Source organism: Pelagimonas phthalicica, from assembly GCF_004364805.1.
GTDB classification, from domain to species: Bacteria; Pseudomonadota; Alphaproteobacteria; order Rhodobacterales; family Rhodobacteraceae; genus Pelagimonas; species Pelagimonas phthalicica.
In genome coordinates, this window is the sequence record NZ_SOAP01000001.1 from 917,970 (window position 1) to 933,524 (window position 15,555).

The 15,555-nt window shown below is 58.3% G+C and carries 13 protein-coding genes and 2 pseudogenes; 7 read left to right on the top strand and 8 right to left on the bottom strand.

Annotated features, from left to right (window positions below):
- Nucleotide 1: 1 nt before the first annotated feature.
- The 4 genes and pseudogenes from CLV87_RS04540 to CLV87_RS04555 all read right to left on the bottom strand — a co-directional run bounded on the left by CLV87_RS04540 (nucleotide 2) and on the right by CLV87_RS04555 (nucleotide 4,719).
- A complete protein-coding gene (locus CLV87_RS04540) occupies nucleotides 2-2,449 on the bottom strand; it encodes a GcvT family protein (RefSeq protein WP_099243242.1) in 2,448 nt (815 codons plus the stop codon).
- 12 nt (nucleotides 2,450-2,461) lie between these two features.
- Nucleotides 2,462-2,833 (bottom strand): GFA family protein, encoded by a 372-nt coding sequence (locus tag CLV87_RS04545; RefSeq protein WP_099243241.1) that lies wholly within the window; start codon nucleotides 2,831-2,833, stop codon nucleotides 2,462-2,464.
- 10 nt (nucleotides 2,834-2,843) lie between these two features.
- Nucleotides 2,844-3,413 carry a helix-turn-helix domain-containing protein gene (locus CLV87_RS04550; protein ID WP_099243240.1) on the bottom strand — a complete coding sequence of 190 codons (570 nt, stop codon included), beginning with the start codon at nucleotides 3,411-3,413 and terminating at the stop codon, nucleotides 2,844-2,846.
- Nucleotides 3,414-3,828: 415 nt separating this feature from the next.
- A pseudogene (locus CLV87_RS04555) lies at nucleotides 3,829-4,719 on the bottom strand (sulfotransferase domain-containing protein).
- A gap of 99 nt (nucleotides 4,720-4,818) precedes the next feature.
- Here CLV87_RS04555 and CLV87_RS04565 point away from each other — a divergent pair.
- Nucleotides 4,819-6,010 (top strand): annotated as a pseudogene (locus tag CLV87_RS04565) (TCR/Tet family MFS transporter).
- Nucleotides 6,011-6,016: 6 nt separating this feature from the next.
- Here CLV87_RS04565 and CLV87_RS24035 read toward each other — a convergent pair.
- Nucleotides 6,017-6,715, bottom strand: coding sequence for a hypothetical protein (locus CLV87_RS24035; protein ID WP_133840689.1), 699 nt, complete (start codon nucleotides 6,713-6,715; stop codon nucleotides 6,017-6,019).
- 131 nt (nucleotides 6,716-6,846) lie between these two features.
- On the opposite strand from CLV87_RS24035, the gene CLV87_RS04575 reads away from it, so the two are divergent.
- The gene (locus tag CLV87_RS04575) at nucleotides 6,847-7,350 is read left to right on the top strand and encodes a hypothetical protein (protein WP_133840690.1); all 504 of its coding nucleotides are present in this window, start codon (nucleotides 6,847-6,849) and stop codon (nucleotides 7,348-7,350) included.
- 1 nt (nucleotide 7,351) lies between these two features.
- Here the strand turns inward: CLV87_RS04575 and CLV87_RS04580 are convergent, their stop codons facing one another.
- On the bottom strand, nucleotides 7,352-8,524 hold the full coding sequence (locus tag CLV87_RS04580; protein ID WP_099243235.1) for an acetyl-CoA C-acyltransferase: 1,173 nt from the start codon (nucleotides 8,522-8,524) through the stop codon (nucleotides 7,352-7,354).
- 84 nt (nucleotides 8,525-8,608) lie between these two features.
- On the opposite strand from CLV87_RS04580, the gene CLV87_RS04585 reads away from it, so the two are divergent.
- The 4 genes from CLV87_RS04585 (at nucleotide 8,609) to CLV87_RS04600 (ending at nucleotide 12,446) form a co-directional block, all read left to right on the top strand.
- Nucleotides 8,609-8,944, top strand: coding sequence for an STAS domain-containing protein (locus CLV87_RS04585; RefSeq protein ID WP_099244760.1), 336 nt, complete (start codon nucleotides 8,609-8,611; stop codon nucleotides 8,942-8,944).
- 27 nt (nucleotides 8,945-8,971) lie between these two features.
- The gene (locus CLV87_RS04590) at nucleotides 8,972-9,433 is read left to right on the top strand and encodes an ATP-binding protein (protein WP_133840691.1); all 462 of its coding nucleotides are present in this window, start codon (nucleotides 8,972-8,974) and stop codon (nucleotides 9,431-9,433) included.
- 707 nt (nucleotides 9,434-10,140) lie between these two features.
- Nucleotides 10,141-11,715: a gamma-glutamyltransferase family protein gene (locus tag CLV87_RS04595; protein WP_099243233.1), complete on the top strand. Its 1,575-nt coding sequence runs from the start codon at nucleotides 10,141-10,143 to the stop codon at nucleotides 11,713-11,715.
- 101 nt (nucleotides 11,716-11,816) lie between these two features.
- Nucleotides 11,817-12,446: a DUF805 domain-containing protein gene (locus CLV87_RS04600; RefSeq protein WP_099243232.1), complete on the top strand. Its 630-nt coding sequence runs from the start codon at nucleotides 11,817-11,819 to the stop codon at nucleotides 12,444-12,446.
- Nucleotides 12,447-12,550: 104 nt separating this feature from the next.
- Here CLV87_RS04600 and CLV87_RS04605 read toward each other — a convergent pair whose 3' ends face one another.
- Together CLV87_RS04605 and CLV87_RS04610 are read right to left on the bottom strand one after the other, a co-directional pair.
- On the bottom strand, nucleotides 12,551-13,921 hold the full coding sequence (locus CLV87_RS04605) for a glutamate--cysteine ligase (protein WP_099243231.1): 1,371 nt from the start codon (nucleotides 13,919-13,921) through the stop codon (nucleotides 12,551-12,553).
- A gap of 326 nt (nucleotides 13,922-14,247) precedes the next feature.
- On the bottom strand, nucleotides 14,248-14,778 hold the full coding sequence (locus CLV87_RS04610; protein ID WP_099243230.1) for a hypothetical protein: 531 nt from the start codon (nucleotides 14,776-14,778) through the stop codon (nucleotides 14,248-14,250).
- A 289-nt stretch (nucleotides 14,779-15,067) separates the two neighbouring features.
- On the opposite strand from CLV87_RS04610, the gene CLV87_RS04615 reads away from it, so the two are divergent.
- Nucleotides 15,068-15,547 carry a YHS domain-containing (seleno)protein gene (locus CLV87_RS04615; RefSeq protein ID WP_099244758.1) on the top strand — a complete coding sequence of 160 codons (480 nt, stop codon included), beginning with the start codon at nucleotides 15,068-15,070 and terminating at the stop codon, nucleotides 15,545-15,547.
- Nucleotides 15,548-15,555: the final 8 nt, after the last annotated feature.

Below are 15,555 nucleotides of genomic sequence, written 5' to 3' on the forward strand. Positions count from 1 at the left end.
ATCAGGCGCGGAGCCGTTCGTTTTCCGGATCCCAAAGCGGCTCGTCCTTTTGCACCACAGCCTTGCACAACTGGCCAAAGATATTGACCTCAAGCTCGGTTCCCGGTGTGGCAAGATCGGGGCGCAGCATGGCCAGCGCGATCGAGGCATCAACGCGGTAGCCATAGGTGCCCGAGGTGGTTTCCCCGACCACTTCGCCGTTGTGGAAAATGGTCGACATATAGGGCGCATCCGCCTCTGGCGCGTCGATGATCAGGGTCGCAAAGGCCTTTTTGCTGCCCGCCTCGGCCTCTGCGGCCAGCGCGGCCTTGCCGGGGAAATCCTGTTCCTTGGTCAGGCGCACAAAGCGGCCCAGCCCGGCCTCGAGCATGGAGTAATCGGTGGAAAGGTCGCCCTTCCAGGTGCGATAGCCTTTTTCGATGCGCATGGAATCCAGGGCAAACATGCCAAAGGGTGCCGCCCCGCCATCGCGGATCGCGGTATAGACCTCGGCGGCGTTTTGGGTTGGGACGTGGACTTCCCAGCCCAGTTCGCCCACAAAGGACACCCGCGACAGCATGGCCTCGTGACCGGCGACCTTGGCGGTCTGCAAAGACAGCCAGCCCGCCGAGAGATCGGCATCGGAGATCCCGGCCAGCACGTCACGGGATTTCGGGCCAGTGACCAGCATGGTGGTGATGTCTTTGGAGATGTCGGCCAGCTCAAGACCCGCAGGCAGGTTGCGCCAGAGCAGTTCGTAATCGTGCCATTGCGCGACAGAGGCGGTCATCAGGGTGAAGTCATCTTCACCATGACGGATGCAGGACATCTCGGTCACGATGCGACCGCGATTGTCGGCAAAATAGATCAGGTTCATGCGGCCCACCTTGGGCAGGGCGCCGGTGACCATGCTGCGCAACCATTCCGCCGCGCCATCGCCCTTGAGCGTGAAGCGCGAGAAGCCGCACATGTCGATGACACCAACACCGTCGCGCACGGCCTCAACCTCGCGTTTGACGGCCGCGGTCCAGGAGCCTTGGCGCGCCCAGGTTTCGGTACCGGCCTCGGAGGTGTCTTCGCCCTCAGCGGCAAACCAGCAGGCGCGTTCCCAACCGTTAAAGGCCCCCATTTGTGCGCCATCGGCGATCATGCGGTCATGATTGGGCGACAGGCGCTTGTTGCGCCCGGCGGGCCATTGGTGATGGGGGAAATGCATGGCGTATTCGTGGCCATAGGTCTCCATCGCCTTTTGCAGGCAATAGTCGTGATCGGCGTAACCCGTGTAGCGGCGCGCATCCACGGCCCACATATCCCATTCGGTCTGCCCGTCGACGATCCATTCCGCCATGCATTTGCCAGCGCCACCGGCCTGAACGATGCCAAAGGTAAAACTGTGCGCCTCAAAGGCGTTTTTGACGCCGGGCATCGGCCCCATGAGCGGCAAGCCGTCTGGCGCATAGGGGATTGGGCCATTGATATTGCGGCCCACCCCGGCGGTGCCAAGCGGCGGAACCCGCGCCATCGCGTCCTCGATATACCATTCCAGGCGTTCCAGATCGTCCGGGTAAAGCTGGAAGGAAAAGTCATCGGGCATCGGATCGTCTTCGGTGACCCAATGTGCCTTGCAGTTGCGCTCATACGGGCCGAGATTCAGGCCGTAGGTGTCCTGACGCAGGTAGTAAGAACTGTCCACGTCGCGGATCATCGGGAGCTTTTTGCCGTTCTCCTGGGTCCAGGCTTTGACCTCGGGGATGACCTCGGTGAGGAAATACTGGTGGGACATAACGACCATCGGCACGTCGCGCCCGCCATAGGGTTTGAACCACTCGCCAATGCGCGCGGCATAGTAACCGCCTGCATTGACAACATAATCCGCCTCGATATCGCCTTTGTCGGTGTGGACGATCCAGCTGTCATCGTCTTTCTGAGTGACGCCTGTGGCCGGGCAGAAACGCTGGATCGACGCCCCGAGATCACGCGCGCCCTTGGCCATGGCCTGAGTCAGCTGCGCCGGGTCGATATCACCATCCAGCGGATCCCAGAGCACCGCGTCGAGGTCATGGGTTTCCAGAAACGGGTACAGCTCTTTGGCCTTTTCCGGTGACATCATTTCCAGTGGCAGGCCCTGATATTGACCCATTGAGGCCACCCGCTCGAATTCCTGCCTGCGCTCTTTGCTGTGCCCCAGACGCAAGGCCCCGGTGACGTGGTAGTTCATCGGGTAATCCACGTCCTCGGCCAGGGTGCGATACATCTCAAGCGAATAGCGCTGCATGTTCATGACCGCCCAGGAGGCCGAGAAATTCGGGCAATTGCCCGCCGCGTGCCAGGTCGAGCCGGCGGTCAGCTCGTTCTTTTCCAAAAGCACGCAATCGCTCCACCCCTTTTTGGCAAGGTGATAGAGCGTGGAGACACCGACAGCGCCGCCGCCGATGATGACCACTTTGGCCTTTGTGGGAAATTCGCTCATGATTGTGCTCCGTTAATCGTGCCGAGGCAGCGTGTCGTTGATGTCGTAATAGTCGCCCTTGGAAGCGGTAAAGATGTGCTTTTCCAGGGTGATACCGGTGGGCGTGTCGAGCGCGCCAAGGGCAAAGCTGATCATGTCTTCGCCCGTGCCCTGCCAGAAAAGGAAACTGCCACAGGTCGGGCAAAAGCCGCGTTTCGCATCTGGGCTGGCCTGATACCAACGCAGCTCGCCGCTGATGGTCAGCGCGTCCTGCGGCACCTGTGCCGAGGCCCAGAGGTGACCGGATTGGCGTCGGCATTGGCCGCAATGGCAGATGCTGGCTTTGATCGGTGTGGCCTCGGTTTCAAAGCGGACAGCACCGCAGAGGCAGGATCCTTTGGTCATGATACTCTCCTTAATAAACCGGCGGCGCGATGACCCAGACCGCAATGGCCGGGGTTTCATAGGGGTTCATCCAGCGAAACGGCTCGCCCTTGATGCGAAAGCTGTCGCCGGGTTCCAGATGGAACAGATGACCACCAATTTCGATGTCGAGCTTGCCGGAAATCACATAGCCAACCTCTTGGGTGGGGCGCTGCACCGGGGCGGGGAGGCTTGCCCCGGGCAGGAAGGTGGAATGCACCATCTCGAAATCATCTGTGAGATCCGGAGACAGCAATTCCTCGCGCAGCCCCTCTTCGCCCGGGCCAATGGCCCGGCGCGCCTCGGAGCGGACAATCCGCCCTGTTTCATGCGCGGGAGACGGCGCATTTGAAAACAGGGTCGAAATAGAGACGTCCAGCACAGAGGCGATGGCGCGCAGGTCATCAATGCCCGGATCGGATTTGTCACGCTCGACCTGAGACAGCCAACCAACTGAGCGACCCAAAGCATCCGCCATCTGCTGCAGGGTCAGCCCCCGCGTGCGGCGCAAGGCGCGAATGTCGGCCCCAAGGGTGGTGGAGTGGCGATGTGTTTGGTCCATAGGCTACGTGCTTTGAGTCGTGAAAAAATCAATCATATTTTCACGCTGCCACGGATTTGTGAAATTTCAAAGCATTTTTTCACGCTGCAGATGCATCATTTGCCCCAAAGTTAGGCCCTGAGCGACGACCACAGCGCCACCCCTTTGAAACCATGAGCAAAATCAATGCATCCTGTCTCTAGCAACCTGGAACTGAAATCCGCAACATAGACTACTAGTAACCACACAGGTTCGCGCCCGGCACCGAGGGTGGGCGCGTCTAATCTTGGCGAACGGGTGGAGGCATCGGATAGCTCTGCAACTTGTTGAAACGTTAAGACGAATTCGCGCCCGCCCTTGGGGGGCGGGGTCGGGCGCGAACCGGATCGCAAGCGATCCGGGGACATTAACTCTATGACAAGAATTCGGTTCCAGGTTACGAGCAGTTTAGATCGCAGGCTGACCCGAATTCGAGCCAGCGGCGATCTTTGAGGGACAGGACTGCATCCAGAATCGCATCGTAATCCGCGAGCTCTTTTTCACTCAGTTGGCCCTGCCATTTGCCACTGCTGCCGCTGTCAAAGAAATCCGAATCTGACTTGAAAAACCCTTTGCCGCCCGAGGGGCAGAACCGATCGGCGTTCTGTTTCATATTGTCGAAATCGGCGGCCTGAATGAGCTGGTCCATCACCTGAGGGGCATGGCGCACGCCCAATAGCCGCGCCACCTGTTCAAAGGAGCCAGGCAAATCGCGTTTCATATCGGCATAGTGAAAAAGCGAGACATTGGGCCGATCCGCCACGGCCTTGGCCGCCATGAAATGACGCAGGATCAGCGAAAGCGGCATGGCATCACATTGGTCTCCCTGCGCGTCGCCGGTCAGGAAATGCTGAAACGTCGCCCCGGCTTGATCATCCGCTGGATACCAAGGGTCAAAGACCGGAAAAGGCACGTTGCCCACATGTTTGCGAAAGGAAAAATGCGCATCAAGCGGGTGGCGAAAGACGCAGACATAATGCGCGCTGTCGTCGAGGGGGAGACCATCAAGCGGCGTATGGCTTTTCAAACTGCGGCGCTGGGGCATGGCGGCCAAACGCTCGGACACCTAAGACAGGTCACGCATACGCATATCGACCCAAGGCATCCTGATCGACAGCTCGGTCTCGACCTCGGGATCGCCAGAGAGCAAGAGCGCGATGATGGTTTGTATCCAGGTGGTGCCGGATTTGGGTGGCGTGACGACGATGATGTCATCAGGACGCAGCGCCACACTGTCCCAGCGGCTGTTATCGGTGAGAGGGCCGGAATAGGCCACGCGTTTGGTCATTTCAACAATCCCAATAAACAATACCCCCCAACCCTAAACCGCTTGCGCTCGGCATGGGAATGGTTTCTGCAAGATGGGCATGTCTTTGGCGGGTAACCCATGAAACTCTCAGGCCCCTTTTTGTTCATATTGGCGACCATGTTGATCGACGCGATTGGCGTCGGGATCGTGTTTCCGATCATGCCGGATCTGATGGATCGAGTCGGCGCGGGAGACACAGCGCAGGGAGCGTTTTGGGGTGGCATCATGATGTCGGCCTATGCGGCAGCGATGTTTCTGGTCGGCCCGATCATAGGCAGCCTGTCTGACGCTTATGGGCGCAGGCCGATCCTGGTGCTGGCATTGGCAACACTGACCATAGACTATGTGATCATGGCCCTGGCCGAGACCTATTGGGTGTTGCTGGTTGGTCGGATATTGGCGGGGCTGGCCGGGGCGACCTATATCACCGCAACCGCCTATATCGCTGACATCGCCAAGCCCGAGGAGCGCGGTGCCGCCTTTGGTATGATCGGCGCGGCCTTTGGGATCGGGTTTGTGTTGGGGCCGGCATTGGGTGGGCTGGCCTCGGGCTGGCATATCACCGCGCCCTTCTGGATTGCCGCCGGGCTGTCGGCGCTGAATGCCTTGTTCGGGATTTTTATCCTGCCCGAGTCGCTGAAACCGGAAAACCGCCGCAGGTTTGGCAAAGGCGATCTGAACCCGTTTGCGTCGATCTGGAAGGCCTTTATCCTGCCCGGTCTTGCCATCCCCTTGATCTGCCTCTTTGTTTTTTAAATGCGCCAATATGGTCTATGTCACGCTTTGGGCCTTTTGGGGGCGCGAGATGTTTGGCTGGGATGGGTTTGTGATCGGGCTGACCCTGTCGGGCTATGGCGTGTTGATCGCGGTCGTACAGGCGGGGATCTTGCCGCAGCTGACCAGACGGCTGGGCGATTACAAGACGCTGATCCTTGGGGTCGTGGCGGCGATTATCGGTTTTACCGGCTTTGGGTTTTCGACGGCGGTTTGGGCGGTTGCGGTCATCCTGCCCTTTGCCGCCCTGTCCGACATGGCCCCGCCCCTGCTGACCGCCTTTGCCGCCAACAGGGTGGGCGAAGACCTGCAAGGCCTGGTGCAGGGGGTGATCGCCTCGCTGTCCTCAATCGCGGCAGTGGCGGCCCCGCTGGTGATGACCGGCGTGTTTCAACGCTTTGTCGGGGATGCGGCGGTCTATTTCCCCGGAGCGCCGTTCCTGTTGGCCGCCGCGATGATCGTGATGATCCTGCCACTGGTGTGGCGTATGCGGTAAAGGGGTTTATTTGGGGCATGGGCGCCCGAGAGTAATCGTCCAAAATTCGACAGTCGGTCGCCATTGCGAATTACAAAAACTGTCCGCGTAACTTCCAATTTGGGGGTCTCGATTGAGCTGTATAACGACAGATTGGAACCTAGCGACATCCCGATCAGAAGTGGCAAAAATCAAGGTGTCGAGGTCCGGCCAGTTCAGGACCAAAAGACCGGTCGAAACATCCCCAACTTTGTCACTGGACTTTGAGCGGATTGCAGGAAGAAAAAAGACGCCGCCCTCGCTGGACAAACCCGCAAATACTGGATGGAAATTGTTGGCCAAGCTGACCAAATAGAATTCGGGAACTTGAACCTTATGTGTTTGACCATTCTCTTCGATCGCAATGAATTGTGATCGAAACATCTCTGAAAAGCGGTAATTCACGTCAAAGAGACGTGCTCGAAAGTGCCTGGTTTGCGTTCCGTCCTGTACTGTCGTTTTCGCAACCCAACTGGCCCTATAATGTGGGTCGTCGACCAATCCGGTTGGCAAAATGTCACCAGTGAATATCCTTTCCCGAGGCGGCAGATACGTCGGCAGCGTGATCTGCACAGTTTCAGAAGGCGGAAGAGAGACATAGCGCGCGGGAATTTGTGTAAGATCACCCGTTTCGAAGCGCATCCAGCTAAATAAACTCAGAGCGATGAAAGTTAGCTCTAAAACCAAAATCGAAGCTTACCCCTGCAATTTCGTGTTTAAAGTGGCGCTTCCAACGTTGCAATTCCACCTGTCACTGTTGTTAAGGTTGGACCCAATGGTCGGAGGTTCCAGATCAGTGTTTTTTAGGAATTTATTAAATGCAGGACGTTTCGCCACAAACATCAATGCTGAGCATTTGGGCGTGGAATGCCGCTTTGCTCGGCTGCATTTTGGTGATGGTATTGATTGGTTGGAATTTTGGCGATCTTGCGCCCGGATTGATGGCGAAAGGGGCAGACGGGCCAATTTATTGTCGGGAATTAAAGAGTTCAGGCGCTGACGATGATGCTTTGATCTTTGCCTTCACCCTCTTTTCTGTGCCTGGGGCGCTGCGGCTTGCGCGCCTTCACAGAAAGCCAAACGGGGTTGAACGACTGGTTTTGGTTGCCTGTATCTTGTCAGTCTGTGTCGCCCTTTATCTCGTCCCCCTGGATTGCGGAGAGATTGTTTTTAGCACTGTCCACTCGGGCTATTGGCTTGCTTTTGCCCAGCTTGCCCTGGCGCTCAGCATTCCCGCGTTTATAGGGCTAAGCCGCGCCTGGGCGTGGTGGGAATTCCGAATTGCGCCCCAAGCCCTCTCACACGAGGACTTGGGGAATTGAGTTAAGGCCGTTCAATCGCAATCGCCGTGCCTTCGCCGCCGCCAATGCAGATGGCGGCCACACCGCGTTTGAGGCCGCGTTTTTCCAAGGCGTTCAGCAGGGTGACGATAATGCGTGCGCCGGAGGCCCCGATGGGATGGCCCAGAGCGCAGGCTCCGCCATTCACGTTCACCTTGTCATGGGGAATGCCCATTTCCTGCATGAAGGCCATGGGCACCACGGCAAAGGCTTCGTTCACCTCCCAAAGGTCGACATCCTCGGTGCTCCAGCCCAGACGCTGCAGCAGTTTCTGCGCGGCGGGCACCGGGGCGGTCGGGAAAAGGCTGGGGGCGTGGGCATGGCTGGCATGGCCCAGAACGCGGGCGCGAATCTCGGTCCCCGCTGCTGCGGCGGCCTCGGCGGTGGTCATCACAAGGGCTGCGGCCCCGTCAGAGATCGACGAGGAATTCGCCGGGGTGACCGTGCCATCCTTGCGAAAGGCGGGTTTCAAATGCGGGATCTTTTCAGGGCGGGCATTGCCGGGCTGTTCATCTTGCGCAACCACAACCTCGCCTTTGCGGGTTGTCATGGTGACCGAGGCGATTTCCCCCTCAAACGCACCGCTTTTCTGCGCCTCAAGCGCCCGTGACAAAGAGGCAAGCGCGTAATTGTCCTGCGCTTCGCGAGTGAACTGAAAGCTTTCGGCGCAATCCTCGGCAAAGGTGCCCATCAGACGGCCCTTGTCATAGGCATCCTCAAGCCCATCAAGGAACATATGGTCGATGACCTGACCATGACCAAGCCGCGCACCATCCCGCATTTTTGGCAGCAAATACGGGGCGTTGGTCATGCTCTCCATCCCGCCAGCGATGATGGTATCCGCGTGGCCCAGCGCTAGCCGGTCAAAGGCAAACATCGCCGCCTTCATCCCGGACCCGCACATTTTGTTAAGTGTCGTGGCGGGCACCTCTTCGCCCAGACCAGCGGCAAAGCCAGCCTGACGCGCCGGGGCCTGCCCCTGTCCTGCTGGCAAAACGCAGCCCATCAGGACCTCGTCAACCTGGGGATTCGCGGCCTGTTCCAGCGCGGCCTCGATCGCGCGACCGCCCAATTTGGCGGCTTCTTCACCGCTGAACGCGCCCTGAAATCCCCCCATCGGGGTGCGCGCTGCGCCGGTGATGACTACTTCTTGCATGTGAACTCCTCCTAAGTGGGTCTTGCATACCGAATGGTAAGGATTGCCGTCTAGGGTCAGCGTGACTTTATGAATGAGGCGGGCATGGAATTTTCTACCCATACACAAGATCATGTGATGATTGTCACGGTTGAGGCCGAGCGTATTGATGCGTCAGTGGCCATCGCGTTCAAGGATAAGATGCGCGAACAAATGGGCGGCAATGCGGCCCAGTATGTTCTGGACCTTCACAAGGTCATGTTCATTGATTCCAGTGGGTTGGGGTCAATCGTGGCGGCGATGAAACTGGTGCCCCAAGGCGGCAAGATGGATCTTGCCGGCCTGACACCCGCAGTGGACAAAGTGTTTCGCATGACCCGCATGGATTCGATTTTCACCATCCATGGCTCGGCCCAGGATGCCCTGGCCAAAAGCGCCTGATTGCTGAGCCCTTTCGGAGAGATCGAAATGACAGCCGGATCTGGCGCCAATGACACGCTGGCCTTCCAATATGTCTTGCGCAGCACACCAGAAGCTGTGCGGGAAACGCTGACATCGCTGCGCGAACAGCTGGAAGTCAGCGATTTCCACACATGTCCTGGCGACATGTGGGAGGTCGTCATTGCTGAGGTTCTCAACAATATTGTTGAACACGCCTATAAGGAACGCCCGGATGGTGAAATCCAACTGGATGTGAATTTCCAAACCGCCGTGCTCAAGGCGCATTTCGTCGATTGCGGCAGTGCAATGCCGCATGGGGCCTTGCCCGAAGGCAAATCAGCCAATGTTGATGTGGACATACAAGACATGCCCGAAGGTGGTTTCGGTTGGTATCTGATCCGCACGCTCAGCGATGAGCTGACCTATGAACGGCGGGGCCGTGAAAACCACCTGTCGCTGGAAATGCCGATCCAGGTGGTCGGCGGTTAATTAGATCGCCCGACCTTAAACTTGAGACACGAATACCCTGCCACGCCTTCGGCGCTCTCGGGACATTCGTGTCGCTTGATGAGTCAGGTTAAAGGCCGGACGCTATAACGTCAGATCCGTGCTGTTTGCGTTCGCTTACCCGCAATGGGCGGACTTGTTCCGTGTGGCGTTTGCTCTTCTTCAGAAACGAGACCATTGCCCCTTGGATGTCCAAGATCTGAGGTGGGCAAATGGGTCGAAACAGGGGTTTTGAGCAGAGCCGCGATTTTACCCCAGCAGCGTCTCAATTTCGGCCAAATTCAGCGGCAAAACTAATCCCATAGCTGCATATAGCTTACCTCGGCACCATGCATTATCAGCCCCCACCCAGTGCATGGTGTCGAGGATATCCCCCGAAAAAATCACATAAGCTATTGTGCCTTAAAACCGGCTGCGTTTTCTGTTGCGTGGACAATTTTTGAGAAAATGTACCTGCCGCAAAATCTCCTTACACCGGTCATATTGGTGCCTCAGCCAACCGTCAAAACGGGTCTTGTAGCTGCATAGGCTTCCCTCGGTGCCGCGTGTTACAGCCCCCACCCAGTGCGCGGCGCCGAGGACTATCAGCTTTCCCCCCTAGCAGAACGCAACGTCCAGAAGATCACGCACGGCTTGACCGCGCCTTCGGGCCTCCTATTGTTCAACGCAAACAATAGGATCCTCACCCCATGCGCGACTTTCATTTGCCGGGCCGGTCGGCCGTTTTTGCCACGAACGGGATGTGCGCAACCTCGCACCCTTTGGCTGCTCAGGCGGCGATTGGCATCCTGCAACGCGGCGGCAATGCGGCGGATGCGGCGATTGCCGGGGCGGTGTTGCTGGGGGTGGCCGAGCCACAAATGACCGGGTTGGGGGGCGATTGCTTTGCGCTGATCTCGGAACCGGGCAAGGATGTTGTGGCCCTGAACGGCTCCGGGCGGGCGGTAGCACAGGCCAGTGCCGCAGAGTTGCGCGAGCAAGGGCTCGACAAGATGCCGCTTTACGATGCGCATGCCGTCACGATCCCCGGCGCGGTGGACGGGTTTTGCACCTTGTCGGAACGCTGGGGAAAACTGGGCTTGGCCGACAGCCTTGCGCCCGCGATTCACTATATGGAACACGGGGTTCCGGTCGCACCACGTGTTGCCTTTGACTGGCAAAACAGCGCTTCGATTTTGCAAGGCAGCGCGCGCAGGGATTTCCTGATCAACGGCCAGGTGCCGCAGGTGGGTGAGGTTTTCGCCCTACCAAAACAGGCGGACCTGCTGCGCCGCATCGCCAGCCAGGGGCGCAAAGGGTTTTACGAGGGCGAGGTGGTCGATGACATGTTGGCCAGTTTGAACAAGCTCGGGGGTCATCATTCTGCCGAAGATTTCGCCGCCACGGCCTGCACAATCGGCGACCCGGTCAGCGGATTTTACAAAGATAAAGAGCTGTTGGAGCATCCGCCCAACGGGCAAGGCATCATCGCGCATCTGATGCTGAATATCCTGTCACATTTCGATCTAGCCTCGATGGATCCGCAAGGCGCAGACCGTGTGCATATCGAGGCTGAGGCCGCCAAACTGGCCTATGATGCGCGCGATCGGTTTCTGGCCGATCCCGATCATATGGCCAAATTGGATCACCTCCTGTCTGCGAAAACCGCCGCCGACCTGGCCAGTTTGATCGACCCCAACCGGGCCATGGCAAACGCCAATCGCCAAAGCGAAGCGGTGCATAAGGACACGATCTATATCACCGTGGTGGATCGCGACCACATGGCGGTGTCGCTGATTTATTCGATTTTCCATGGCTTTGGCTCGGGGATTGCGTCGGAAAAATTTGGCATTCTGTTCCAGAATCGCGGGGCGGGATTCTCGCTGCAGGCTGGGCATCCGAATGAATTGCAGGGCGGCAAGCGCCCGATGCACACGATTATTCCCGCCATGTTGCGCGACAAGGGCCGGGTGATCATGCCCTTTGGCGTTATGGGTGGGCAGTATCAGCCCAATGGTCATGCGCGTCTGGTAAGCAATATGCTGGATTACGGCATGGATGCTCAGACTGCGCTGGATATGCCGCGCAGTTTTGCCACCGAAGGCAAGCTGCAAGTCGAGCGTGGCTATGATGATCAGGTCCGCGCGGAACTGGCCGCCAAAGGACATGACATCGAGATTCCCGAAACCGCGCTGGGGGGCGGCCAGGCCATTTTCATCCATGAAAACGGTGTGTTGGAAGGGGCATCGGACCCACGCAAGGATGGCTGCGCCCTTGGGTATTGAGACCGGGCCAAGAGTGATCACAAGCTGAGATAAATCCCAAAGCAAAGCCGCAAGCTTTCCCAGTTCGCGCCCGAATTTTGCCCTGCTTTTCGGGCAAAAAAATGCTGACCGTATTCTACCGGAGCATGAAAATGATCGGCCCGCATACCGCATTTGAGAATTACATCTTTCGCGCTTTGAACATCACGGGCCGAGCCACGCGGGCGGAATTTTGGTGGGTGCAGGGGATTTTGCTGACCCTCGGCACTCTGGCTGTGGGCTTTGATCTTTATACTATCGCGACCGCTGACGTGCCCAATTTCAGCATTTTTGCCTATATGACGCCGGTTTTGATTATTGTGACCATCGTGCCCACGCTGACCTTGACCGTGCGCCGCCTGCATGATGCCGGGCGGTCGGGCATGTGGTATTTTGTCAATTCCATTCCGATTGTCGGACCGATCTGGCTGTTCGTGCTGTTGTGCCTGCCCTCGGAGAGTGAGGAAAACAAATGGGGTCAGCCGCCGAATGGGGCTGGTGGCCCCTGGGCCGCGCCGCATGCGCGTGGGTTTGAGGGGCTTTCAGGTAAGGCCACTGAAACCGCCAGCGCGAGCAAACCTCACGATGCCCGTCAAGGCTATGCAACCTTGCTAAAATTGCATCAGGAGCCCAGCGCAGAAGAGTTGGAAGCGCAACGCGCCCAGATCAGTGACTATTACCGGACGCGGGTTTTGGGGCAGGCCAGTTCCTGACCGCCCCGTTTGCGCGCTTTACAAGGCACGCTTTGGGGCGCTGCCCCGTCCGCCAAGGCGGACTCCCCGGGATATTTGTGGCCCAAAGAAACCGGGGGGTGGTTTTAATAGGAGTACTGCGCGTAGATCTGGCTGAGGTCGCCATTCCAGTCACCGTGATAATGCGCGAGCAATTCATCGGCGGGGACCTGGCCGGTTTCCAGTGATTCCTTGAGCGCGTTCAGGAAGTGGGTTTCGTCCGGGACCAGCCCCCCTGCCCCGGGTTTGGCACGGGCCTTGAGACCGGATTCGGAGATCGCCACAACTTCGCGCGCAAGGTCATGCATCTTGATGCCGTTGACCTCGGCCTGAAGCCCATCGACCGATGCCGCGACGCGCAGGGCTTCGCGGGTTTCCGCATCCCAGTCTTTGGCAAGATCCCAGGCCGCATCCAGCGCGGATTGATCATAGGTCAGACCAACCCAGAAAGCGGGCAGCGCGCAAAGGCGACGCCAGGGGCCGCCATCTGCCCCGCGCATTTCGATGAATTTCTTCACCCGCGCCTCAGGGAAGATCGTGGTCAGGTGGTCGGCCCAATCGGACAGAGTTGGGGTTTCGCCGGGCAGCGCGGGCAATTCGCCCTTGAGGAAATCGCGGAAGGATTGGCCCAGCGCGTTGATATATTCGCCATTGCGATAGACGAAATACATCGGCACATCGAGCGCGTAGTCGACCCAGGCCTCAAAGCCGAATCCGTCTTCGAACACGAATGGCAGCATGCCGGTGCGCGAAGCATCGAGATCGCGCCAGATCCGCGAGCGCCAGCTTTTGTGACCGTTTGGCTTGCCTTCGGTAAAGGGCGAGTTGGCGAACAGCGCGGTGGCCACGGGCTGCAAGGCCAGGGCGACGCGCATTTTCTGCACCATGTCGACCTCGGAGGCGAAGTCGAGATTAACCTGCACGGTGCAGGTGCGATACATCATGGATTTGCCAAGGGTGCCCACCTTGTCCATGTAATCTGTCATGAGGCGATAGCGGCCCTTGGGCATGACCGGCATCTGCTCATGTGTCCAGATCGGAGCACCGCCAAGGCCGATGAAGCCGACGCCGATCTGATCCGCGATGTCTTTGACATCGACCAGATGCGCGTTCACCTCGTCGCAGGTCTGGTGAATGGTTTCCAGCGGCGCACCGGACAGTTCCAGCTGGCCACCGGGTTCGAGCGAGATATTGGCCCCATCTTTGGTCAGGCCAATGATATTTCCCGCCTCTTCCAGCGGGGCCCAGCCATGGCGGTCGCGCAGCGCTTCGAGCACAGCTTTGATCGAGCGTTCGCCCTCATAGGGCAAGGGTTTATGGGTGTCGCGGCAATAGCCGAACTTTTCATGTTCGGTGCCGATGCGCCAATCCTCTTTGGGCTTGCAGCCCGAAGACAGGTATTCCGCCAATTGTTCATGGCGCTCGATGGGACCGCCGCCGGATTGAGGGATGGACATGGGCTCTCCGCCTGTTAGTGCCGCCTTGGATGTTAGGGTCAGGATGCATTGATTTGGTGCCTCTGGTTTGCCTGACTTAGGCCCTGACAAGGCACATCGGCACAGAAATACTGGTTGTATTTCAAGGCGATGAAACGCAGGTCAGGGGCTAAGTCAGGCAAATCTTGCAGACGCAGGAAGCGCTGCAAAGCAGCGGCCTTGACCGCTTGAAATTGACCCTGCCAGTTCCTGCGCGTCCAAAACCTCTGCTTTTTTGCCCTTCCTGCGCCAGTGGCACCAAATCAATGCATCCTGACCCTAAGCCATGAGGCGAATGTCAGGCGGTGTCAATGCACCCGGTTTACCGATGTTTGCACAGAGGGCTTGCGCCAGATCACATAGCTGTGTGGTTCGGTGGCGGACATGGCGCGAATGGCGGCTTCAAAATCTGCGCCGGGAAGGGCCGAGAGCATGTCGAAAATGGCATCGGTTCCGGCGGCGTCGATGGGGATGGCCAGGGTGCCCTCTTCGCCGACGAAAACCCATTGCACCGCCATCATGTCCAGCACATCAACCGTGACGCGCCAGAGCCCGTCAACCGACAAGGCCCCGCCCCCGGTGGGCGAGAAATAGCTGATCTGGCGCTCGGTGATCTGGACAAGGCCCAGCCCGTCCTCGTCATGGGCAAAGCGGGCGCGGCGAATGCCGCTGGCACAGAGAAACGCCCCCAAAACGGCGAGGAAATAGCCGATCCAATGCAGCAGGCCACCGCCGGTGAAAAACGCCCAATAGAGCCCCAGTGCGCTGATGGCGGCACCGGTCATGGCTTCGCTCCAACGCGACAGGGCCTTGGCGGCTTCGGGGCGGATCAGGGCCATGGGGTTTCCTTTGGCTTGGCGGGTTGTGTGACTGACATTAAGGGCGCGCTGACCGGGTTCACAAGGCGGATTTTTCCAGCGGCCCCGAGGGTTTGGGGCGGATGACGGAAAATAACGGCAGTTCAATTAAGGTTGTTTTGAATGTGAGCCACCCCTGTCACAGATATCGAAGCACCGGCGGGCAACACATTTCGAACCGTCACAAGCGTCAATTTTCCGGCGCGCGATGAAATCTGACTGTCACGCGCATATTCCTGCAGATGGCAGACCCACATACAAAGGGACCAACATGTCCATTATCAAATCCTTCATCGGCGGTGTCGCCGTTTCTGTTGCCCTCGCATCCTCTGTTTTGGCTGCTGGCTTTGACGTCAATGCCACCACCACAGGCCTGGCTTTGCGCGGCTATGACCCCGTTGCCTATTTCACTGATGGCGCGCCAACACCGGGTGATTTCCAGATCACTGCTGTCTATAACGACGCGACCTACCGTTTTTCTTCTGAGGAAAACAAAGCCAAATTCGAAGCCAATCCAGAGGCTTATGCCCCGGCCTATGGCGGCTATTGCGCCTTTGGCACGGCCATGGGTTTCAAATTTGACGGCGACCCGGAAGTCTGGAAAATCGTCGACAACAAGCTGTATCTGAACCTGTCACCGGCTGTGCAGGAACGTTGGGACGGCAATATCCCCGGCTTTATCCAGGATGCGAACGGCAAATGGGATGACATCGTTGATGCCGACCCGGCTGTACTGCTGGCGGATCAGTAACCTCAGTT

Excerpts from the sequence above, each read along its gene's own strand:
- CLV87_RS04540 (WP_099243242.1), bottom strand. The coding sequence starts at position 2,449 with ATGAGCGAATTTCCCACAAAGGCCAAAGTGGTCATCATCGGCGGCGGC.
- CLV87_RS04545 (WP_099243241.1), bottom strand. The coding sequence starts at position 2,833 with ATGACCAAAGGATCCTGCCTCTGCGGTGCTGTCCGCTTTGAAACCGAG.
- CLV87_RS04550 (WP_099243240.1), bottom strand. The coding sequence starts at position 3,413 with ATGGACCAAACACATCGCCACTCCACCACCCTTGGGGCCGACATTCGC.
- CLV87_RS04575 (WP_133840690.1), top strand. The coding sequence starts at position 6,847 with ATGCAGGACGTTTCGCCACAAACATCAATGCTGAGCATTTGGGCGTGG.
- CLV87_RS04580 (WP_099243235.1), bottom strand. The coding sequence starts at position 8,524 with ATGCAAGAAGTAGTCATCACCGGCGCAGCGCGCACCCCGATGGGGGGA.
- CLV87_RS04585 (WP_099244760.1), top strand. The coding sequence starts at position 8,609 with ATGGAATTTTCTACCCATACACAAGATCATGTGATGATTGTCACGGTT.
- CLV87_RS04590 (WP_133840691.1), top strand. The coding sequence starts at position 8,972 with ATGACAGCCGGATCTGGCGCCAATGACACGCTGGCCTTCCAATATGTC.
- CLV87_RS04595 (WP_099243233.1), top strand. The coding sequence starts at position 10,141 with ATGCGCGACTTTCATTTGCCGGGCCGGTCGGCCGTTTTTGCCACGAAC.
- CLV87_RS04600 (WP_099243232.1), top strand. The coding sequence starts at position 11,817 with ATGCTGACCGTATTCTACCGGAGCATGAAAATGATCGGCCCGCATACC.
- CLV87_RS04605 (WP_099243231.1), bottom strand. The coding sequence starts at position 13,921 with ATGTCCATCCCTCAATCCGGCGGCGGTCCCATCGAGCGCCATGAACAA.
- CLV87_RS04610 (WP_099243230.1), bottom strand. The coding sequence starts at position 14,778 with ATGGCCCTGATCCGCCCCGAAGCCGCCAAGGCCCTGTCGCGTTGGAGC.
- CLV87_RS04615 (WP_099244758.1), top strand. The coding sequence starts at position 15,068 with ATGTCCATTATCAAATCCTTCATCGGCGGTGTCGCCGTTTCTGTTGCC.